This window comes from Stenotrophomonas sp. 71799_Sma (assembly GCF_056482505.1).
The window spans coordinates 18,294-39,851 of sequence record NZ_CM151202.1; the positions used below are offsets into that span (position 1 = coordinate 18,294).

The following is a 21,558-nucleotide window of genomic DNA, read 5'->3' on the forward strand; positions in this document are numbered from 1 at the left end:
GCGTATGCCCAAGCAAGTGAGAGGTTTATCAGTCTACCGAAGCACGATTGAGCGGCTGCCACAGTTTCGCATTCTTAGCGGCCCACTCACAGAACACCAAGCGGCGATGCTGGGATTCGACGACCTTCCGCTCGCAGGCGCTTCCATTGTGCCAAGCGCCGAAGGACCCGCGACGTTATTCAATGCCCGAGGCAAAGAGATCATCCGAAAGGACCTTCCGATGGTCACCAAGTCTCGATCAATCAATACCTCGTGGAAGGACTGGCACGGACACACTCACCACGGTACTCAGACAAGATCCTATGAGACCTATCCCAGGGAATACGTTGCACCACCTGGTGAATTCCTCACTGCTGTAGATACAGACAGTGGTATCGCAATGGCTACTAGGATCATTGACCGGACGGAGCCAGAAGAGAGCATTGCAAACCTCCTCAACATCTACCTGGAATGCTTCCAACACTTCGAAATCGTTGACCCGGACCTCGCGGTGCCGGTCAGGGTCGAGAAGATCAACTGGCGCATTCTCCCTCCGGGGAAGTTCCCGTTCGATAGAGCGATGCAGGTATTGGATAGTTATCTGAAGCAGTTGACCGACAGCGACCGCGCAGTCGCTAAGCAGCGCATCCGGACCATCACTCGTCACGAGCCCGACTTCATGGCAGTCGGATTAGGCGGTTTCAGTGAGTACATCGTTTTTGGGTTCACGGGAAGGAATCGATACGTGTTCGAGAGTCCCGAGTCAGGCAATGCCACTTACATCTTCAGGAACGAGTGGGAGGCGGTGTCTCAGCTCACCAAACGCCAGATCCTTCAAGAGCAGCTGCAGGAGACCAGGATCATCCACACCTCGCGTTGGGCCGTAGAGGTCTCAGAAGCAATCCAACGGAAGTGAAGTGGTTGGGCAAAGTTTCAGAGGGGCGTAGCCCGAACCGGTACCCTGTGACCCACGCCATGGATAGCTACCTACCGATGCGTTTACTCAGGCTTAGAAGCTTAGACAGGAACTCCCAATGAAGCCAACCATCCTGGCACTGGACCTCGAAGGCACGCTCATCTCCAACGCAGTCAGTCAGATTCCTCGCCCTGGGCTTCACCGGTTCCTAGAGGATGTCCGATCGCAGTTCGAGGAACTTGTACTGTTCACTACGGTTCCCGAGGCACTTGCAAGAAGAATTGCCGGACTCCTGGCTAGGGAAGGCAGTGTTCCGGCATGGTTTGTCGAGCTTCGATACATCCACTGGTCTGGAAGGACAAAGGATCTTTCCTATGTCTCCCCCCACGTGGGTGAAGCCCTTCTCTTGGATGACCATGGCCCCTATGTGCATGATGGGCAGGAGAGACTGTGGGTCGAGATCCCGCTGTTCGGCTCCCCGTACTCGTCAGACGATGACGGGTTGCAGATCGCAGCTGAACGCCTGACCGATCGCATCATTGAACTGCAGAGTGCATCCGACCTTGGCCACATGATCGCCGATCATGGCTGAGCAGCGCGTTGTCTCGATGGCTCGTTGAAAGAGCGCGTATGCAGCGGCCGTCCTCTCGCACATTCGGCACAGTTAGGGATCAGCACGCGGGCAGCACTCGAGAAACTCTTTGATAGCGTCGCTCCGGAGAACCCGGAGACGGCCAACCAAAGGTTGCCAGCAATCAAAAGTGGTGCAGTGGCGTTGCGGCAACCTTACCTTTGCCGGCAGCAATTGAATCGGTAGCTCCAGGCGTACCCACTGCCCAGCCAACACGCTTCCCTAAAGAACGCGCAGTAGCAACCGCGGCGTCTCCCGATTGATGATGTCAACTCACTGCCAGCCTTGGGTAGCCATTGACCGCGCGCTACCGATTGCCGCGCCAAGCGGACACCAACATTGGTACTGAAGGAGCAAATCTAGCCTGCGCGACGAACGAACCCACCTCTCTGTTGCGCACTTCCCCCGTACCAGCGAGCAGGTCTTCCTTCACACCGAGCGTACCAGTAGGGTCACGATCACGCGTAAATATATGAATCAATGGAAGTAAAAAGTAGGCATGATTCTCATTTCAGTTGTTAACGTACCGTAAGGCTCACAGCAAAAAAAACTTTCCGTATACCTGATAGCTTTCGGCGCCATGGTCTATGACGTCGAAATATGCACCGCACGTGCAATCGCTTCGGAAGCGACAGGAATCAAGTGTGCGCAAGGCGTACCCTTACCCGAAGGCTTCTGCTTTTTGGTCAGCAGGTCTGATGGAACGATCGTTCAGCCCGCTTTTGAATTCTTTGCAGATGCCCATCTAACGATCGGTCCAAAGCCAAAGCTTGCCTGCAGCAAGAACACAACCGCAGCTATCGCGGCTGACCTCACCGACTTCCATCACTTTCTTGACGCAAGAAAAAAGCTCGTTTCCGACGTAGATGAGGATCTCCTCAGATCCTATGCGGACACCTTGACTGACCTGGACTCTGCGGTGACCTTGGATAAGCTCGCCGCCGCGACTATTCATCGAAGATGGTCGACCGTGACCAAGCTAATCGCATTCTGCGTGAAACGGGGATACCTGAGGAAGGCACCAGCGCTGCTGAGCAAGCAGACGAAGCGAGGAACTGTTCAAGTTCTCGACGTTGGCGTCGACCTTCCCGGGCTGAACGACGCTGACGAACTCATCACTGCGCTCCATCCCGAGACCGTCGTCGGTATTCTTGACGAACTAGGTCCAAACCCTGTGCTCGAGCGAAACGGTCTGGTTGAACTGGCATACGCAACCACGGCGCAGCGATTGATGGCTGAGCTTTGCTATCAAGCAGGACTGAGGCGGGCGGAAGTGTGCGATCTCAAAGCGAAAACCATCCTTCAGGCCCGTACGGAAGGGCGCGATCCTCTCACTGCAGTCGCCATCCCCGTGCTCGGGAAAGGTAACAAGAAGCGCAATGTTCCCGTTCCAGTCTGGCTACTCAACGCGTTGAAGCGCTATGCCAAAGGTGTTCGGCAGCGCCTCGTTGACCTCCGACTGGGATACCACAAGCTCGAGGATCACGGCGTCCTATTCGTCCTCGACGCAAACAACCGCAAGCATGCGGGCAATCCGATAACCCCGCAGATCTTCGACCGGCATTTCGCCCAGGCCAAGGACAGGCTGCTCAAACGGCTCTCCAAAGAGCGTGACCTGGCTCGCTACGAATCCACGCAGCGCGAGCGAATAACCATTCACGCCCTTCGACACACCTTCGCCTTGTACACGTACATGGAGAAGCGCGCAAACGGTGACATGGATGCGATCAAGTATGTTCAGTCGGTACTGGGACACAGTCTCAGGGATACGACTGAGTCCATCTACCTGCGAAGCGCGAACGCATTCGAGAGCGAAACCAGGGAATCGATCAGACTGCACCTTGAAGGTCAACCCTTTATGCGAATCGGCGTCGAGGCCTGACGAGTTGGAGCTCACACGGCTCCACGGCCAGCATACGCACTACTCCTCGCATGTGACCGACTCACCTTATCAAATCAGATTGAACACGGATTGGAGCGTTACGTGGCAGGAAGAAGATCCGCCCAGCTGCGGCACGCCGTAGTAGTTGAGGAAAAGGTAGGCAACACAAAGAAATGGGATGTCCGCGAGAGCGCTGGTCGCCTAGAAGTCGCGTTCAGGCGCGCCGGAGACCTGCGCGACAACATCGTTAATCTCAGCCGGTGGAAGGGCATAGGTGCAGCGGCACCGCTCTTCGCCGAGGCGTTCTGCCGAGCTAACAAGAACAGCAGGGAGACGACTAGATCCTCTTCAGCTAACAACATCGTGAGTGGCCTGGTGCAGTACCTAACCGTAAAAGGGGTAAAGATAAGCGGCCCAGACGACACTCCAATGGATCTCGGCGAGTCCTTTCTAACGTATCTGAAAGGTAGGGATACCACGCACCCGACAGTTCTCTCGGTGGAGACCCAGCGCCACTATTACGGGACCTTCAAGAAGGTCGTTCTTGCGCTGCACGAGATGGATCCACGGTGGAAGGTGATCCGTATTCCGCCAAAGCCGTTCGCAGGACTGCCACGGAAGAGCAAGCCGAAAGAGCTGGACCGTGCGGCTTGGGCCAACGTCATGAAGGCGGCGGTCGAAGAATGCATATCGACAATGGACGAAGTGTGGCCGCTTCTAGATAGGGTTCACAGTGCCCTCGCTCAGAAGAAAAAGGGCGACGCTGTATCGCTAAGCGATCCGGCAGAGGCAATTGCTCAAATATTGGCAAACTTTGACGGTCATCTTCCTCGCCAAGGCGCGGTTCACAAGCTCCCAGGCGTAGGAAAGATCAGCGAAAGCGAGTACTTCCGTCTGAGGAGACTAGCGCACCCGATCGGCGGCGATCTGATCCCATTCTTTCTCGTACTAGCCATGCACTCGGGCTTCAACGAGCAGCCACTTAGAACACTCACCCTGAATGGCATATCGGAGCACTACCCGCTTGGACAAAAGCGAACGGTGATCAAGTCCTCCAAGCGCAGGGCTGGAAGTTCCGCTCAGGGCGCGACACAGCGAGCAGCCTTCCCCGCTAGCGATCACCCGCTAGCGCCTGAAAGATTGATCAGTTTCGTTATTGCTTGGACCAAACGAATCAGAGACTACGCTGCTGGTGAGCTTGCCAATGACTTCTTCCTCCACGCAGTTTCCGAAGGCGGGCGGCACAAGCGCCGAGGAATGCACATCGACTCCTACTCAGCCAGAACCGACGACGTGACCACGCGGGTGACCGGTTACATCACGTTGTTCTGCAAACGAAGGGGGCTTAAGTACTCTGGCTCTCAAGCAAACAGGCTTGCGTTCTCCGAAGCGGTTGATGGGCTGACCGACGGCGACGCCTTCGAGCTCCGAGCAATGCTAGGCCATCGGCTACTGTCAACTGGTCAAGACAGTTACCAGACAACCACGATGCAGCATCGGCAAAAGGAACAGCTGGCAGGAGCCATGACCGCACAGGAGCGCTGGGTGACTTCAAATGGAAAGATCGACACACGCTCCGCCCGAAGTGATCGTGAGCAAACGGCAGCCACGCAGGGCTTCTGCTGTGCAGATCCATTCCAAAGTCCTCAACCAGGGCAGCGCCATGGAAAGCTCTGCACCAGCTATGGTTCCTGTCCTGCATGCCCGCTCGCCGCAGCTGATCCAAACGAAGCCTACGCGCTCGCGCGCTTTCTTCAACTGCAGGAGCTATACGAAGAAGCCAGGGCAGAGCTCGGCAGCGAGATCTGGAGGCGAAAGTTCGAGAATGCCTATCTCGCTCTCCGCGATTCATGGATCCCAGCAGTGAGCACAACTGCGAATCGACAATCAGCGATGATGATCATGCTGACGCCCCTGCCTGGACTTGAATAGTCCGGCTGTACCGCCACTAGCGAATCAATTCTAGAGATATGGCTATGCCCGCAGCAAGAAAGGTCGAAACAGCGCAGGCAGCGACCCTGCATCCTTCCTTCCAAGTTGACTATGACAGTGATGTCTGGACCTTTGCCCAGACCACGGTCGGCCAACAGAAGGAGTTTGTCACAGTTGACTGGGCAATCCCTGTGGCACGCGGAGAGTTGCTCACGGACTACAAGCACAGAGGACTGCTCTCTGAGCTGAAGTGCTACCTCAAGACCGCCATCATTGAGGACACCGTACGTATGACGGTTGGGTCTATCCCTGGCACTTACATGGGCATGAGGGAGCTGGTGAAGTTCATGGGAGAGCGGGAGATCCACTCCCTCTTCGATATCACCACGGCGATGAGCTGGGACTACGTCGAAGGTCTCGAAGAGCAGTACATGACGGCCCGAAGTGATGCCGGTCGAGACAGGGCGTGGACGCATGCGACCGCCTACAAACTCATCCATCCACTTACACAGATCTACGAAATCGCGGACAGCTTGCGCGCCAGAGGCGGACAAGCACCGTGCGAAGCGCCGTTTGACGGAAGAAAGACCTACGACGTCGTGACAGAGCCGCTCGGGCTTGCTCGAACGGGTGGATTGATGCCTGTCCCGGACGAGATCTCGGTACCGATTCTTTCCTACGCATGTGAATGGATTGAGTACGGCTCGGAGGATGTGATCAGACTTCAGGCTGAGGTCATCCCGATGCTGATCGACGCAAGAAGTGCTACGGGACCGAGACGAATCGCCTGCTTTCGTCAGATCAAACGGCACATCGAGGAGTTCCAGATGAGCCCGATCCCAGGGACACTGACACCCTGGCATGAGCCATTGGCCACCATAGATCGGATTGATGACGCTGGTGACGAGCGCGAGATTAGCGGAACTCAGGGCCTGAGACGCCTAATACTAATGACTCAAAGCGCATGCAGTGTCTTGCTGCAGGGATGCACCGGGATTCGAGCTCATGAGCTGATTGGCCTCTCCCTGGACCACGATCCGACGCTACAGCACGGTGTGGTCAAGTCAGTGACGTCGCTAGACGGACTAATGGAGGTGTTCTCCATCTGTGGCATTTCCGCCAAAAGGGAAGCGACTCGCCATGAGTGGACTGCCGGACTGCGCCCGTTGGGCACGAATCACCTGCCGATCGTGCTGAAATCCGTCGAGGTGCTGGTGCGGCTAATGGAGCCTTGGCGAGCACTATCGGGCACTAAGTCACTGATGCTCAGCTTCTCCCACGCCAAGTCCCTTCCATCGGGTCCCGATGGAATCGGCCGAATGACAGCATCCAGAAATTCTCTGCTGCAACGTGAGTTTGCCGTCGAAGCCCTCACGAAGAAGCGTGGCATCGAAACGACGCAAGCTGTTTACGAGGTGAGGTACCTACGCCCGCAGCGATGGAGGATCACCTTTGCGCACTATGTGTTCCGATCCAAGCCGGAACTAATGCCAGCGCTACGGACGCACTTCCGTCACATGAGCGAGCAGATCACGGATCAAGGGTACATTGGAAACGATGCGGCTCTGCTCGAGAACTTGGAAGGAGAGAGAGTCATGGAGACCTCTCGGTTCCTAGTTCAAATCACCCTCGGCAGGCCGATCGGAGGTGGACCGGCGCAGCGTCTTCTCATGCAGCATGCCGAATCAATGACCGAGGCACTGTCCAAGATGGACGGAGAGACGCCGATCGATAAGGCCGTGGCATACGTGAAACTCACCGACCTGCGGATATGGACAGGGACCTACGCAAGTTGCCTGATTGATATGTTGCCTGACCGTTCCAGCTGCAACCCACAAGCAAGCCTCCTCACTGTCCGCGCCTCGCCGAACTTCGGCCTACGGTCGCCCGGCCTGTGCGCGGGGTGCAAGTGCTGCATCATCCTGCCAGAGCATAAGGACTTTTGGGAGGATCGCCTCCTGAAAAATCAGGCCATTGTCCAGATGGAGCGGACCAACTCTAGGGATCAGTATTCCAAGATTGCTATGAGCCGTGTTGTTCAGAGTCGAGCAGTGCTGAGGATGATATCCAACGCTACCGGGGACGCTTCCGATCGTTCCGGCGAAAGTTGACGACATTTGCTCCATCGTCTCTCTTGGTACTCTGCTTCTGAAGCCGGGACACTGCGAGTTGGAGAGATGCGTTGTGGATGTTGGTCTTGTAAAGCAGAGCCTTCAACCTTGCGTTCTCAGCCTTAACCCTGGCGAGCTCTTCAGCTACTGAGCCTCGCCTCTCCTCCTCAGCCAGCTCCTGAATTTTAAGCCAGACGTGCCCAAGTCGAGCGTGCCTTGATCCAAAGCTCCCTCTATTTACTCCTGCCTCTGCCGCGACCGCGGTAGGCGTGATGATCCGATGACCTGCGGCCATCTTTGCCTTCAGCAGTTCATTGGTCGGGCGTCGCTTCACCAGGCGGTCAAGAGCGGCCAATGCCTTATCCTCTACTGAGTTGGGTCTGCTCATTCTGCTGTCCGCTGACGCATCATTGGTAAGCAGATAGCCTACGCCACCTTCGCCGCCCAATCATCTAGGTGGGACAAGGAGAACCTTGAAATCAATCCTGATGCAGTCGCTGCCCGGCGAGACCCACGTTCTTCAGACCCAGATGTTCAGCAACGACTTTGGGACAAGGTCCATTGTGACCATTGCAATGATGAAGCGCCGCAAAGCTTCGTGCCTGATAGGGCGCAGAATGGTTAGGTTGAGGCTATGGGGTCGGGGTCAGCGTTGGGGTACTGGAGCAGATCACCAGCCCTTTCGCACCACGCGTGAGGGCTACATAGAGGTTCTGCACGCTCATGCTCTCCGGATAGAGGACCACGGCAATGTCTGCCTCGAGACCTTTCAGAAGGAGAGTGCTGCCGACTGCTCTGCGCGCAATGGGGCGGCTGAGGTGACGATTTCGCTCGCGGGCATGAAGTGCGGCTCCTAATAGATCTTGCTCTCCGTTGATAACGCTTCGCATGGCTGATCGACAGCAGTGCAGAATCTCGGGCCGATAGACCCGAGTGCCTGTCTGTTCGGCCAAAGCGTCCACCAGCCGCAAGGCGCGCGTCATGGTCCGCTCGGACTCAAAGGCGACTGCCTCAGCTTCTACAGGAGTTGGAGGTGTCCTGGCTCTCCCTCTACGAATGGTACCGACACGCGTCACTAGATTCGCCGTGCCGACGCCCGTCATCATGAGAGCGGAGAAGGTGGCCAAGTCTTGCAGCGCACTAGGAGCCTGAAGATTGAATTGCCTGGCGAAGTTGACGAGGTCTCGCATGTCCACGGCTTCTACCGCCATTGCCCCAGGCGTTTGGCTGGTGAGTTGGTGGCGGCCTTGAACATTCATGGACTCGCCAATTACCAGAACCGTTCCTTGGCTACCAGGCGCATTGGTCCGTGCCGCAGTCAATCTTTGCTGCACTTCACTACCGGCAACCAGCTGGATCCAACGAACGGATGACGGAGCCGTAGTTAGATCAATGGGTAAGCCGGCCGTAAGAGCATGCCTTTGGGATAGCAGCCACTGGCCCAGCTCTTCATTACCTGCAATTTGCCAGCGCCAAGGGGTTCGAAGGCTACCCGCTGCTGGGAAGGACGATTGAACGTCTTGTTCCCAGTGAACCAGCCGATTTCCGCCAAATCCGAAGATGGCCTGCAGAGGGTCACCGAGGACGCACGTGGGCAAAAGCGCAGCGAGGGTGGACACGATGGAGTGCTGAACGGTGCTGCAATCCTGATACTCGTCAACCAAAAGCCGGGCGTAAGTGGCTGCGATGGGTGCAGCGATATGCCCCGAGTCCAAGAGTTGCCGGAATGATTCACGGATCGCGGGGTAGTCGCTACCCGCGTTGTTGAGCTCCAAGAGTTGGGGATGATGGCCACTGCGCGCCGGGAACTTGGCGATGAGACGCATAGCGAATCCATCAATCGTCGACAGCCGATAGGCAGAGCTGGGCACCCCCGCGCGTTTCAAGCGTGTCCTCAACGCGGTGACGCCAGCATTTGTGTGAGTCAGAACAAGGATCGGTCTGTTCCCAGAGTGGGATGCCAGCGCCTCGGCAATCAGCTGGGTTTTGCCGCATCCTGCTGGGGCGGTGATCGATCCGCGTTGGATAGCTAGCAGATCGATTTCAGGCAGCACGGGTAAAGGCCCAGAGTTGGTCTACTACTGCCTTGAAGCTAGCGTCCGCGTTTGCGTAGCCCCGAGAGACGATATCCAGGACGATTGACTGGTAAGTCGTAAGCGACTTGAACCAGCTATTCTTTTTGATACGGGAGACTTCGCCAAGCAGTACGCGAATATCAGGCGGATAGGGTGAATTCGGCCTCAGCGCTTCGATGGACGCCAAAGTTGTTAGACCGTTCGATTTGGCAACCAGCTGTTGGTTCATAAGATCTTCGCCAACACGCTCTTTAGCCTTCAGGAGCAGGGCATCAATCGATGTGTCAGGAAGGCAGAGGAACAGCTCGTCCTCCAACGTCATTCCTGCCCGCCAAGTCACGAGGCTGCCGCCTGATTGAAGATATGCTTCTGCAACACCTGGAGCGGCAGGTTTGTCAGCGTCTATGAAGACGAGGACTCGGTAACCCAGATCCATAAGCGCAGTCGCTCGGGCAAAAGCGTTGTCCGGAGTGCCTCCGCCTGCATTGACGTATGCACCACCTAAAGCCAAGAAAGAGGATTCTTTGCTGGCTACCCCCCATAGATCGAGGCCACGCACAAACCCTACCTCGCTTGCTCCCTCGCACACAATCACAGACTTCGCCAGAAAGGCCTCCGGGTCAGTGCGCAGCGTGCTTTGAATCTCGTCGGTCGAGCCAGCGGAAATGACGACATGGCCAGCCGGTCGTGGCCGAACTACAAGCAGCTGCTCACCTGAAAGCTCACGAAGTGCCACAGGGGAGTGTGTTGTGAGAAACGCTTGGAGAGGCGGCGGCGTCTCCTTGGCTCCCAAGGAATCCAGCAGCCGCATGAGCCGATGGGGCTCTAACCCATATTCCACCTCATCCACCAAGGCAATCGGCGCTGACTCCGCCGCGGCCCGTTGAAGTCCCGTCACCAAGAGTCGAGAAGAACCCGTACCAAGGGACCGAAGGGGGATGCCTGCCTCGCTGTGAAGCGCGATGGCGCCTTCGCCGATGGAGACGGAGTGCGAGTCGAGTAAGGCCTGCGGCATCGATCCGACGTCAACTCCAAGGCTCTGGGCAGTTGTCCGGACGATTCCGAGTGTCTGACTCAGGTGGGGCGATGCTTGAGCGCCAAAGTTGGCGCGCGCCTGACGCGCTGCTAGAGCGAGCTGGGCTCCCAATTCTGCGCGCTCGTCTGTTAGCCGGTTGAGCACCGACCCGCGGCTCCAAGATAAGTTGGAGCTTGTAAAGCTGCCGATGCGTGCCGGAGCTAACACGATGCGTTCTTTCCAAGGCAGGCTTCGTTCCAAGCCTTGTTGAAGCGACCTATCGGAGATCAGCGTCCAGCTGGGCTCAAGGTCCGCCCCGACTTGAAGCAGCAGCGTAAGCACTGTCTCCAACCCCGCGGCGGGTTCGTCTTCTAGGGTGTCAAATACCGAATCGAATCCTCGCAAGAAGTCGCCATAGACATCAATGTCCATCAGCGATGCCGGCAGTTCCCCGAATGTCACGGCAATACGAATGGGCTCTGAGACATCGAGGTCAAAAAAGTCCATGTCGCCGAAGGAAATGCTTCGTCGAGCACCCAAGCACAGGTCGATGGCATCGAGGATGGTGGACTTGCCACTATCGCCAGGACCGATCAAACAGTTGATGCCCGGGGCGGGCGACCAGTCGAGCGCCTTGATGGATCGAAAGTTCCGAATGGCCAAATGGCGAATTCGAGGCATGGGGCGTCCTGTAAGAGGCTTGGTCAACGGTCCGTGTAGGACGCAGACTGACACCAACTCCTACTACGCCCCTGAGGCAATCCTAGCCCTAAAGCGTTCTGCCAGTCATTGGCTCATTGGTGGAACTTGGCGCCACGCCGAGCTGCTTCGCGAACTTCCCTAACCTGTAACGCGGCAACACTGAGAGAGCGGTTCCAGGTCGCTTCTTCCGTGGTCACCTGCCCGCTTGCAGGCGACGGAGGTCCGTTCATCGCCAACAGCGGACTTCCCTGAGCGAAGGAAATTGGTTCGCGAAGCTGAATAGGCTTAAGCTGGTGTCCGCCCGGCGCGCGGCGGTGCTAGGATTCGGCCATGGACATCGGTCGGACAACCTTAACCGTCGGCGTCGCCATAGTCGCGGTTTCTTGCGGCGGGTCCCAGGGGCGCTGGACTGCCTTTGTCTATCCGCCCGGCGCGTCCACTCAGGAAGTCCGTCACGCTGTTTATGGCGATTACGACACCTTCGAGCATTGCCAGGCGGCTGCAATAGCCGCCCTGAGAAATAGCCCTCCACTGCCAGGGGCGCAGGAAGTGGGATCTTACGAATGTGGGCGCGCGTGTCGATATGACGTCGACATGGACTTGTACGTCTGCGACCAAACTCGCAAGTAGGTAGCTCCGTGCTCGCCGCCCGCCTGGCGCCTTGGTCAGCCTGGCCAGCGTGTGTGAAGTTGATCGATGACAAACCGGTGACGGTGCGTGCCATCCACGTCTCGGTGTGCCAAGAGGTGCGGGTCGTCCTCAGCAAGATGTTCGTGCTTATGCGCTATCTCCTCTGGATCGTGCGCCGGCCATCTGCGCCACGCGGCGACCAAACCGAGTGTGGCCAGAATCCCCAAGGCGGCCAAGGCAACATGCAAGCCGTAGCGCGCACCAACCCACCCGGCGAGTGGATAGGCGATCAACCAGCAAACATGCGATAGGGAAAATTGGGCAGCGAAGAGGAATGGTAGATCGGCGGACTCAGCCGAACGCCGCAGCAGCCGCCCGCCGGGGGTAACCAAGCCGGCATACGCCATGCCCAGCAGCGTCCAGGCCGGAATGACCGCCGTCCACCCGGGATGTCCCTTCAGGGCAAACCAGACGCCAAGGAAGGTAACCAGGACAACTGACATGAACAGTCCTGCAGCCAACATTACTGTCCGGTCCGAAATGCGGTCGAGAACCTTCGGAAGAAGAAGTGCGACCAGCATGGACCCGCCTCCGAAGGCCGCCAGCGCCCATGCAACCTGCTCCTCCGCCCCGCCCAGAACGGTGCGGACCATAACCACCGTATTGACGAACACCATCGCGCCGCCGGCTGCGGCGCAGAGGTTCAACGCGAGCAGGCCCTGCAATCGCGGTGTGCGGAGGTAGATTCGCATTCCACGGATGGCTCGGGCATAGGGACCGTCCTTGGAAGAGACCGCAGCGAGGGCCGGGAAGGTGGTGGACGCGACGAGCAGCGCCGAGAGGATGAAACCTACCGAGGTACCAGCGAACAGCCCGTGGAAGCTAATGATCGTCAGCAGTGCGGCAGCAAGCGCCGGGCTCAGCAGGCTTTCAAGGTCATATGCCAATCGGGAAAGTGAGAGCGCACGGGTGTAATCACGCTCTTCTTGAAGAATTTCGGGGATGGTGGATTGAAACAGCGGCGTGAAACATGCCGATGCCGACTGCAGCACAGCGATGAGGACATACACCTGCCAGATCTCGGTGACGAAGGGCAGGCAGACCGCCACAACCGCACGAACCAGATCGAGTGCGATCAGCACCCGCTTGCGCAGCCGTGCAGGGACCAACGCTCCTGAAACGGGCGCCAAGGTCACGTACACGACCATCTTGATCGCCAGCGCGGTGCCCAACACCGCTCCGGCCTGGCTGCCAGCGAGGTCGTAGGCCAGGAGGGCAAGGGCGACAGTCGCCAAGCCGGTTCCGACCAGGGCGACTATCTGGGCACCAAACAGGCGCCGAAACGCCGGGTGACTCAGTACTTCGAGCATGGGATTGTCCTGGTAGCAACGTTCTGACGGCACCAACCCGTGTGCGCCCTTTTGCCCGGATTCAGGGCAGAGGCGGCAGACAGGCGGAGTGTACGCCCACCACTGTTCGGGTCGAGGTGACGACCCCGCCGGAATGGCAGGGTCGTTGGCTAAATCCGAGTGGATTTACTTCTTCTTCGGAGCTGCCTGTGCGTCGCAACGTTCCTTCAGCGCCTTGGTCTGGGCATCCTTGAGGTCCACCTTGTACTTCGAACGGTCGGCAAGCTGTTCGCAAGTCGTCGGCTTGGCCTTGGGAGCAGCCGGGGGAGCCGGATCGGCATGGAGGGCAGGATCATGAGCGGATGCCGTGGTGAAAAGGGACATGCTGAAAAGCAGGCCGGCAATTACTGCGCTATGAGTTTTCATGTTGTTTCTCCTCGGGTTGGGTCGGCGAAGTGCCGGGTGTTACGGCTGATAGATGTCGGCTTGGTAGCCCACAAGTTCGATGCTCACGGTCACCGGCGTGTCGCTTCGGTTCTGCCAGTACCACCCATGAGTTCCTTCAAATGGCGCGACGAAGGTGCCGTGCGCCTCCCGCTGCGCAGCTTCGACGGCGTAGCTGGTCCATGCACCCTTCACGTCGGGCCGCTCACCATGCATATCGACTGCTACATCACCGGTCGCCTTCCAGCTGAACAGCATTCCCGCGCCAGCAGCCATGTGGGATTTGACCTCTTTGCCTTTCCCCGGCTCCAGCGTGATCGTCATCGCGTCCTGGCGAAGCTCACCGTTGGTGAGCGATACCGCGGCTGGATCAAGCGATTGCCCCTTGTTCGCCCCGAACGCAGCCGCAGCCTTTTCCGCCAAGGTGGTCGCTGCGTCCGATGCTGTCGAGGACGTCGGCGTAGCCGGGTCTGCGGCGGTGCTTCCGCCGTCTGCCAGGGCAGTCAGGCCCAGCGCTCGGCCGATCCCGGTGGGATCAATGCCGTACTCCGCCGGCAGAACGGCCGTAACGAGAAGCGCGCCGGCAATGGCGGCAGCGACAAGGGTCGACTTCAGCAGGCGGCCAGTCGTGGGAAGTGGTTGATTGATAGTGATTGACATGATGGGTCTCGGTCAGAAATCAGGAAGCGAAGTAGCCGGTGAGCTGCATGCCGATGAGCACGAAGCCGGCCGTCATCAAGATGGTGTTCACGCCGTAGGCCTGGCGGTTGAAGGAAGGCAGCCGACGCCAGAAGCCCATCACGATCAAGATGCCGGCAAGCGCCAGAAGTTGGCCGAGCTCAACGCCCACGTTGAACGCAAGCATGTTGGGGACCAGCCCGTCCGGCGATAGCGAGAAGTCCTGAAGCTTCGTGGCCAGGCCGAAGCCGTGGAAGAAGCCGAAGACAAGGACTGCAATCTTGGTGTTGGGTTGCACGCCGAACCACCGCTTGAACGCGCCCATGTTGTCCAAGGCCTTGTAGACCACCGAGAGACCGATGATCGCGTCGACCAGATAGGCGTCGACATGAAAGCCGCCGAGCACGCCGAGCAGCAGCGTCGTGCTGTGGCCAATGGCGAACAAGGTGACGTAGATGCTCACGTCCCGCATGCGGTATAGGAAGAAGATCACCCCGAACAGAAATAGAAGGTGGTCGTATCCAGTCACCATGTGCTTGGCGCCAAGGTAGGTAAACGCGATCAGTTGCCTACCGGTGCTTTCTTCAAGGAAGGCCTGGTCTCCCTCGCTTACACCGTGCGCGAACGCCGCAAACGGCAGGAGGACTGCGGCAAGCATCGAAAGCCAAGCAAAGAGCTTGTTGGAAGAAGTCAAAGACAAGTTCCTTGTGCAGAAAGGGGACGGGTGGTTCATGAGGAGCGACTTTCCAGAACAGAATCTTCGCGGTGAACCAATCGATACAGCGCCGGCAGCACGAGAAGTGTCAGCAGCGTTGAAGAGATGATTCCGCCGATAACAACAGTGGCGAGCGGACGCTGAACTTCCGCGCCAGCACCGACGTTCAGGGCCATAGGAAGGAAGCCCAGACTCGCCACCAAGGCCGTCATCAGGACTGGCCGGAGGCGGGTAAGAGCACCTTCGGTGACAGCCTTGTGCAGGGGGACGCCTTCTTCCCGCAGGTTCTTGATGAAGCTGATCATTACCAGGCCATTGAGCACGGCAACGCCCGAAAGAGCGATGAAGCCCACACCTGCGGAGATGGACATGGGAATGTCGCGCAGCCACAGCGCCACCACGCCCCCGGTCAGTGCAAGCGGCACGCCACTGAATACGATCGCAGCGTCCTTCCCTGAGCCGAATGCCATGAACAACAATCCGAAGATCATCACCAGAACCACTGGCACGACGACGGACAGCCGCTTGCTTGCCGAGATCAACTGCTCAAACGTGCCGCCGTACTCGATCCAGTACCCTTCCGGCAGCTGGACCTCCTGTCCGACCTTGGTGCGCAACTCCTCGACAAAGGACCCTAAGTCGCGCCCGCGCACATTGCTTGTGATCACCACCCTGCGTTTACCATTCTCACGGCTGATCTGGTTCGGACCAGGCGCGATCTCGACCTTGGCCAACTGGCCCAGCGGCACGAAGCTGCGCTCTTGGCCTGTGCTCACCCCGGGCGCGACGGCCACAGGTAGTGACGCCAGTGTCCGGACGTCCTGGCGAAGGTTCTCCGACAGACGAACCACGATATCGAAGCGCCGATCGCCTTCGAACACCTGGCCGACCGATTCACCTCCCAGCGCCACCGAGATGGTCTTCTGCACGTCGTCAATGGCTACGCCGTATCGTGCAAGTGCATCCAGGTCCGGCGTGATCGTCATCAATGGCAGACCGGTGATCTGCTCAAGTTTCACGTCGGCCGCTCCCTGGATCTCACTGGCAACGTTCTCTACCTGGCTGCCGATGGTTGCCAGTTGCTCCAGGTCGTCGCCGTACAGCTTGACAGCAACCTCAGCCCGAACGCCCGCAATGAGCTCGTTCATCCGCATCTGCACCGGCTGGGTGAACTCATAGTTGTTGCCAGGAATGGCGCGAACCACTTTCTCGAGCTCGGCAACAAGCTGTGCCTTCGGCTTGCGCGGATCAGGCCATTGGTCCCGATCTTTGAGCATGATGAAGGTGTCGGCTACGGAGGGGGGCATGGGATCGGTGGCCACCTCGGCAGTGCCGATCTTTGCGACGACTTCATCTACCTCGGGGAACTGTTTGATCGCCGCTTCCAGCTGACGTTGCATGCCGATCGCCTGGGTCAAGCTGGTCCCTGGAATTCGAAGCGCATGCAAGGCGATATCGCCCTCATCCAGGTTCGGAATGAACTCGGTGCCGAGGCGACTTGCAAGCAGGCCCGCCAGGACGGTGAGCACCGCAGCAGAGGCCACCACTACCTTGCGTGCATTGACGGCACGCTCAAGCATCGGGCCATACACGTTGGTGACTCGGCGCATGGCTTTGGTTTCCTTCTCCGAAACCTTTCCCGTTACGAACTGAGCCACAGCGGCAGGCACGAATGTCAAGGACAGTGCCATGGCACCGGTAAGCGCGATGACCACGGTAAGCGCCATCGGGTGGAACATCTTCCCTTCCACGCCGGAGAGGGCAAAGATCGGGATGTAGACCGCCGCGATGATGAAAAGGCCGAACAGGCTTGGCTTGATCACCTCTGCACTGGCACTTGCCGCCAAGGAAAATCGTTCTTCCCGAGTCAACAAACGGCCCTGAAGGTGTTGCCGCTCGCCAAAGCGACGCAGGCAGTTCTCTACGATGATGACTGCCCCATCGACGATCAAGCCAAAATCCAGTGCGCCCAGGCTCATCAGATTCGCAGAGACGCGATTCTGGACCATGCCTGTGATCGTCAGCAGCATCGTCAATGGAATGACCGCCGCAGTGATCAGTGCCGCACGAAGATTGCCCAAAAGCAGGAAGAGCACCGCGATGACGAGCAAGGCGCCTTCGAGGAGGTTCTTCTTCACCGTCTCGATGGTCCGATCCACCAGTTCGGTTCTGTCATACACAGGATGCGCCCGAACGCCGTCAGGCAGCGTAGCGTCGATGTCCTTGAGCTTGGCCGCGGTTCGCTGAGCCACGTCCCGGCTGTTTTCGCCGATGAGCATGAACGCCGTACCAAGGACCACTTCGTTGCCATCCTTGGTTGCCGCGCCTGTACGAAGTTCGGTGCCTTCTACAACTTCTGCCAGATCGCCAACACGCAATGGCATGCCATCACGGTTAGCCACTACGATCTTGCGCAAACCCGCCATGTCGGCCACTTGGCCCGGCACGCGTACCAAGTACTGCTCACCGCTTTTCTCGATGTAGCCGGCACCCACGTTAGTGTTGCTGCGGGCCACGGCTTCGAGCACATCCTGCAGCGTCAGTCCGTATGCTTGGAGCTTCTTCGGGTCCGGCGTGATGTGAAACTGGCGAACATAGCCTCCGACGGTGTTGACCTCGGTTACGCCTTTCAAGTGGCGCATCTGCGGTCGGATCACCCAGTCCTGCAGCGTACGAAGCGCCATTGGTGTCCACGTCTCTTCAGCACCGGACTCCGCTTCCACGGTGTACATGAAGATCTCACCCAGGCCCGTCGCTACCGGTCCAAGGCTTGGCTTTAGTCCCACGGGCAATTGGGATCCCGCTTGCTGAAGTCTCTCTGCGACCTGCTGACGGGCGAAGTAGATATCTGTGCCATCTTCAAACACGACCGTGACCTGAGACAGGCCGTAGCGTGAGATGGAACGGGTGTATTCCAGCTTTGCCAACCCGGCCAACGCTGTTTCGACCGGGAAGGTGACCCGTTGCTCGGCCTCCAGCGGTGAGTAGCCCGGAGCTTCGGTGTTGATCTGCACCTGGACATTGGTAATGTCAGGAACGGCGTCGATGGGAAGCTTGCTGTAGTTCCAGATCCCAAGGCCTGAGAGGGCCAGGACCAGAAGGAGCACAAGCCATCTGTGCGCGATAGACGCGCGAATGATTCGCTCTAGCATGGTGCGTCCTTAGTGGTCGTGGCTTGCGCCGGACTTTTCGATGTCGGCACGAATCAGGTAGCTCTGCTCGGAAACGTACCGGGTTCCCGGCTTAAGCCCTTTCAGTACCTCCACGCGATCGCCATCGCGCCTACCCAGTTCAAGCATCCGCACCTCATAGCTGTTGCCCACTTGGGCGAATACCACGGTGAAGTCCCGAAAACGCTGCAGGCCCGATTCCTTTACTGTTAATGGAACCTCCGTTTCCGCGATGACGACTTCGGCGGATACGGCCATTCCTGGTCGCCACCTGCCCTCGCTGTTGGTAAGGGCCACACGTGCCACCACGGTCTGGCCAGCGCTGGCCAACGGAAGGATGCCCTGCAGCTTTCCCGTTGCTTCCAAACCGCCTGTTGCCGAGCGAATGGTCACCATCTGGCCTGGCGACAGTCGCTCGGCATCGCTTCCCAGCGCACGCAGGTCCACCCAGACCTCCGAAAGGTCGGCAATTTCAAACAGCGTGTTGTCGGCAGCGACATCGCCTACCGACGTGCTGCGCGCGAGTACGACTCCACTGAAAGGTGCCGTGACGGAGTAGGTCCGCATGCTGTCATTGCCCTCGACTGTGGCCAACGTCTGACCAGCCGAGACGCGTTGTCCCATCTCGACCGCCACACTGCGGACCACGCCAGGGAAGCGTGCCTTGACCGCAGCAAATCGGCCGGTGTCGACCGCGACGTTGCCCATGAGGGAAACGGTGTCCCGGATGGTCCCCGGTTCGGCGGACTCGACCACGACACCTGCGTCGGCAGCGGCTTTCGGATCTATCGTGGTGCGCCCTTCATAGGAGGCGTAAGACCAGGCGTAGTTCTTTCCACCCACCACCGCATCGGCTTTGACATCAAAGGAATGCGGCTCGACCACCTCCCCGCTGCCGACCAGGTAGTCCTTCTCTGGAATAAAGCTGAAGTTGTTGACTTCGCCGTCCAGACGCTTGAGTTGTATCGTCGCTTTGACTTCTCCAGGTGCCAGCGGTTTGTCGTTGCGATAGGCATACAGCCGGAAATGAGGCGGGGTATTGGTTTCGTAAACAGTTACTTCAAGGGCGAAGTCGCCGTCGCGAAGCATGCGACCGCGATGCGGCCCTCGCTCATAGTCGCCTGCGGTCGCAGCAGTGTCCTCTGGCTTTGCTCGTTGCGACGATTCGTTGCCACCGCACGCAGCCAGGGCAATTGGAAGCAGGATCAGGAATACGTATCGGTTCATGGGCGAATGTCCAAGGCAGAAGCGGTGAGGCGGTCGGCCTCGACCAGGAGACGGAGATAGCGCGCGGCGGCTTCGACTTCCCGTTCGCGAAGATCGAAGAGCCTTTGCTGAGCCTGGCTGAGTACCAGGAAGGAGAAGCGTCCTTCCTCAAAGCCCCTGCGGCTCTGATCAAAGGCCTGCTGGGCCTTTGGCAACTGACGCTGGCGCACTGACTCCACTTCCGATTGCGCTTGCTTGAGCTGTTGGTAGATGCCAAACAGCTCCTGACGCATTTCCAGCATCTGCGCCTGGCGCCGGTATTTGAGAGAGGTGAGTTCGTAGTCCGCTTCAGCCACGGAGAAGTCCGATCGCCGACGGCTCCCCAACGGGACGGAGACGGACATCACCAGGCCGCTGTCCTTGGTGGCTTCCAGTCGGCGGATGCCGAGGCCAACGCTGACATCCGGCTTGGCGCTAGCGCGGGCGATCTCCCTCCTTGCATCTATAACTCCGGCTTGAGCGTCCAAGGCGCGCTGTTGTGGTGTCGTGGCGAGGCGCCGGCTCAGATCATCAAAATCATCCAGAGGGGGAAGGACCGCGGTATCCCCTGCAACCGAGCCGAAATCCGGACTTGGCGCCCCCCACGTGGCAGCCAGCGACATTCGCGCGCTTTCCAGAGCCTGCAATGCCTGCTCCCGCTTCAGCTCGGCATCGAGCAGGGCGATCTCGGCGGATCTCAGGTCCGAGTCGGGATTGCGGGCGGCCGCGACCCAACGGGCCACTTCACGGCGCATGGCGCTGGCCATTTTGATGCGCTCTTCGGCGTGCTCGACATGCTCCTGGGCGGCCAGCACGTCGACGAAACGCCCTGCGGCCAAAGTTGCGATAGCGATACGGGTGACGTCCGCTTCGCTTCGGGCAGCGTCCACCTCGGCGCCGCCGAGCGCTTGGCGCGCAGCCCGCTTCCCACCCAGTTCTAGAACCTTGGAGATGCGGAAGGTGGATTCGGCGGCGTCTAGGCCGCTCAGGCCGCCTGAGCCAGCCACGTTTTCAAGCTCGCCGCCCAGCACGAGCGGCGTAGGCAATGCCTCCCGGCCCGCCCGGCTTCTGACAGCTTCCAGTCGAGCGGTGTCTGCCTGGACGCTGGGATGGGTGCCGAGGGCGCGGGCGACCACATCCTCCAAGCGCAGCACTTCAGCGGCATGGCCAGGCACGGCCACACCGTAGGCGCCGGCTATGGCGAGCGCCCACAAACTACGTAATTTCACGGAAAATCTCCGACGATGGTCATGACGACGCGCTGCCGGCCAACATTGGGTGGACAGCGCGCTCAGGCCGCTACAGCGCGGCAGGTGTCGTCAGACGATCGGAGGTCTGAATGGCGAGCCGCGATGACCAGAGGGCTCATCGACGGAGTGCAGGCCGGGCAGTAAAGATGCCGGCGGAACAGTTGCTAGGTTCAGATTCGAAGACACCAGCATGCCGGCAAAGCTCACATCGGCCTGGTGAAGGACGCTGTGCACGCCCGATGCATGCTTCGGATCTACGTTGTCGCCAGTTCCAGGACCGTGTGAGTGCCCGTGCTCTGCCGTTGCAGCGATGTCGTGCTCGGCAGTATGGAGCTCGCCCTGTTGGATCACGATCGGCCGAACAACGACGCTCAACAGCATCAGCACGAAAAGGCTGAACCGGATGAGTCGACGGTGGCGGGCCGAGAAGGCGGACATGAAAGGAAGAATAGAGGCAGTCAAGCTGAGTTGTCGAGAGCCCTGAGTTGGAGCCCCCCCTGATCCAGTTATGGCTTGGCGCTCGAGGGAGGGCGTCGCTTAAGCCCACTCCGATCAGATCGCATTGCCTCAGGTATCGCCGCGCCTGCTGCCGCTTCTGGCCGATAGCGGCCGCCCAGTAAGGATGGTGCCGGCCAGAGGCTGGAACTGGGCCTCACTGCTCTCTGGAACCGCGTCCTCCAGGCTCGTTCCAACGTCGAATGGGGCCTGGCCCCTCTCTCAGGCGTTGGGCGATTCTGCGCTGCTTATGGGATTCAGTAAGACCATATCCGTACCACTAGGCTCACCGTTGGACTTTCAGGTTAAAAGGGCGCAGCGTTCGCTTCTCGCCCAACA

Annotated in this window: 16 protein-coding genes; 5 read left to right on the forward strand and 11 right to left on the reverse strand. The window is 58.8% G+C overall.

Annotated elements, in window-relative coordinates; all coding sequences use genetic code 11:
- Positions 1 to 220: 220 nt before the first annotated feature.
- The 5 genes from ACZK4Z_RS00095 to ACZK4Z_RS00115 all read left to right on the forward strand — a co-directional run bounded on the left by ACZK4Z_RS00095 (position 221) and on the right by ACZK4Z_RS00115 (position 7,451).
- Complete coding sequence (locus ACZK4Z_RS00095) at positions 221 to 895, forward strand: hypothetical protein (protein WP_229298499.1); 675 nt, start codon at positions 221 to 223, stop codon at positions 893 to 895.
- 118 nt (positions 896 to 1,013) lie between these two features.
- Positions 1,014 to 1,487, forward strand: coding sequence for an NIF family HAD-type phosphatase (locus tag ACZK4Z_RS00100; protein WP_021204601.1), 474 nt, complete (start codon positions 1,014 to 1,016; stop codon positions 1,485 to 1,487).
- Positions 1,488 to 2,106: 619 nt separating this feature from the next.
- Complete coding sequence (locus ACZK4Z_RS00105; RefSeq protein ID WP_012478638.1) at positions 2,107 to 3,408, forward strand: tyrosine-type recombinase/integrase; 1,302 nt, start codon at positions 2,107 to 2,109, stop codon at positions 3,406 to 3,408.
- Positions 3,409 to 3,498: 90 nt separating this feature from the next.
- Positions 3,499 to 5,340, forward strand: a complete 1,842-nt coding sequence (locus tag ACZK4Z_RS00110) for a hypothetical protein (protein WP_021204602.1) — start codon at positions 3,499 to 3,501, stop codon at positions 5,338 to 5,340.
- 44 nt (positions 5,341 to 5,384) lie between these two features.
- On the forward strand, positions 5,385 to 7,451 hold the full coding sequence (locus ACZK4Z_RS00115) for an integrase (protein WP_229302253.1): 2,067 nt from the start codon (positions 5,385 to 5,387) through the stop codon (positions 7,449 to 7,451).
- Here the strand turns inward: ACZK4Z_RS00115 and ACZK4Z_RS00120 are convergent.
- From ACZK4Z_RS00120 to ACZK4Z_RS00170, 11 genes are all read right to left on the reverse strand, one after another.
- Positions 7,414 to 7,839, reverse strand: a complete 426-nt coding sequence (locus tag ACZK4Z_RS00120) for a hypothetical protein (RefSeq protein WP_125892599.1) — start codon at positions 7,837 to 7,839, stop codon at positions 7,414 to 7,416. The genes ACZK4Z_RS00115 and ACZK4Z_RS00120 overlap by 38 nt on opposite strands.
- Positions 7,840 to 8,083: 244 nt before the next feature.
- Positions 8,084 to 9,505, reverse strand: coding sequence for a UvrD-helicase domain-containing protein (locus tag ACZK4Z_RS00125; RefSeq protein WP_012478642.1), 1,422 nt, complete (start codon positions 9,503 to 9,505; stop codon positions 8,084 to 8,086).
- Positions 9,495 to 11,222, reverse strand: a complete 1,728-nt coding sequence (locus tag ACZK4Z_RS00130; RefSeq protein ID WP_005414983.1) for an ATP-dependent nuclease — start codon at positions 11,220 to 11,222, stop codon at positions 9,495 to 9,497. Before ACZK4Z_RS00130 ends, ACZK4Z_RS00125 begins: the two co-directional genes overlap by 11 nt.
- 686 nt (positions 11,223 to 11,908) lie before the next feature.
- A complete protein-coding gene (locus ACZK4Z_RS00135; RefSeq protein WP_005414984.1) occupies positions 11,909 to 13,243 on the reverse strand; it encodes an MFS transporter in 1,335 nt (444 codons plus the stop codon).
- 165 nt (positions 13,244 to 13,408) lie between these two features.
- On the reverse strand, positions 13,409 to 13,648 hold the full coding sequence (locus tag ACZK4Z_RS00140; RefSeq protein WP_005414985.1) for a hypothetical protein: 240 nt from the start codon (positions 13,646 to 13,648) through the stop codon (positions 13,409 to 13,411).
- 39 nt (positions 13,649 to 13,687) lie between these two features.
- Positions 13,688 to 14,326, reverse strand: a complete 639-nt coding sequence (locus tag ACZK4Z_RS00145) for a hypothetical protein (RefSeq protein WP_046272255.1) — start codon at positions 14,324 to 14,326, stop codon at positions 13,688 to 13,690.
- Between the two features lie 19 nt (positions 14,327 to 14,345).
- On the reverse strand, positions 14,346 to 15,077 hold the full coding sequence (locus tag ACZK4Z_RS00150; RefSeq protein WP_012478644.1) for a HupE/UreJ family protein: 732 nt from the start codon (positions 15,075 to 15,077) through the stop codon (positions 14,346 to 14,348).
- Positions 15,074 to 18,211 (reverse strand): efflux RND transporter permease subunit, encoded by a 3,138-nt coding sequence (locus ACZK4Z_RS00155; protein ID WP_012478645.1) that lies wholly within the window; start codon positions 18,209 to 18,211, stop codon positions 15,074 to 15,076. Before ACZK4Z_RS00155 ends, ACZK4Z_RS00150 begins: the two co-directional genes overlap by 4 nt.
- Positions 18,212 to 18,220: 9 nt before the next feature.
- Positions 18,221 to 19,456 carry an efflux RND transporter periplasmic adaptor subunit gene (locus ACZK4Z_RS00160; RefSeq protein ID WP_005411786.1) on the reverse strand — a complete coding sequence of 412 codons (1,236 nt, stop codon included), beginning with the start codon at positions 19,454 to 19,456 and terminating at the stop codon, positions 18,221 to 18,223.
- The gene (locus ACZK4Z_RS00165) at positions 19,453 to 20,703 is read right to left on the reverse strand and encodes a TolC family protein (protein ID WP_012478646.1); all 1,251 of its coding nucleotides are present in this window, start codon (positions 20,701 to 20,703) and stop codon (positions 19,453 to 19,455) included. The genes ACZK4Z_RS00160 and ACZK4Z_RS00165 overlap by 4 nt, the downstream gene beginning before the upstream one ends.
- Positions 20,704 to 20,793: 90 nt before the next feature.
- On the reverse strand, positions 20,794 to 21,186 hold the full coding sequence (locus ACZK4Z_RS00170) for a hypothetical protein (RefSeq protein WP_229298500.1): 393 nt from the start codon (positions 21,184 to 21,186) through the stop codon (positions 20,794 to 20,796).
- Between the last annotated feature and the right edge of the window lie 372 nt (positions 21,187 to 21,558).

Bases quoted from the DNA above. Each gene is read 5' to 3' on its own strand.
- ACZK4Z_RS00095 (WP_229298499.1), top strand. From the start codon at position 221: ATGGTCACCAAGTCTCGATCAATCAATACCTCGTGGAAGGACTGGCAC.
- ACZK4Z_RS00100 (WP_021204601.1), top strand. From the start codon at position 1,014: ATGAAGCCAACCATCCTGGCACTGGACCTCGAAGGCACGCTCATCTCC.
- ACZK4Z_RS00105 (WP_012478638.1), top strand. From the start codon at position 2,107: ATGGTCTATGACGTCGAAATATGCACCGCACGTGCAATCGCTTCGGAA.
- ACZK4Z_RS00115 (WP_229302253.1), top strand. From the start codon at position 5,385: ATGCCCGCAGCAAGAAAGGTCGAAACAGCGCAGGCAGCGACCCTGCAT.
- ACZK4Z_RS00120 (WP_125892599.1), bottom strand. From the start codon at position 7,839: ATGAGCAGACCCAACTCAGTAGAGGATAAGGCATTGGCCGCTCTTGAC.
- ACZK4Z_RS00130 (WP_005414983.1), bottom strand. From the start codon at position 11,222: ATGCCTCGAATTCGCCATTTGGCCATTCGGAACTTTCGATCCATCAAG.
- ACZK4Z_RS00135 (WP_005414984.1), bottom strand. From the start codon at position 13,243: ATGCTCGAAGTACTGAGTCACCCGGCGTTTCGGCGCCTGTTTGGTGCC.
- ACZK4Z_RS00140 (WP_005414985.1), bottom strand. From the start codon at position 13,648: ATGAAAACTCATAGCGCAGTAATTGCCGGCCTGCTTTTCAGCATGTCC.
- ACZK4Z_RS00145 (WP_046272255.1), bottom strand. From the start codon at position 14,326: ATGTCAATCACTATCAATCAACCACTTCCCACGACTGGCCGCCTGCTG.
- ACZK4Z_RS00150 (WP_012478644.1), bottom strand. From the start codon at position 15,077: ATGAACCACCCGTCCCCTTTCTGCACAAGGAACTTGTCTTTGACTTCT.
- ACZK4Z_RS00155 (WP_012478645.1), bottom strand. From the start codon at position 18,211: ATGCTAGAGCGAATCATTCGCGCGTCTATCGCGCACAGATGGCTTGTG.
- ACZK4Z_RS00160 (WP_005411786.1), bottom strand. From the start codon at position 19,456: ATGAACCGATACGTATTCCTGATCCTGCTTCCAATTGCCCTGGCTGCG.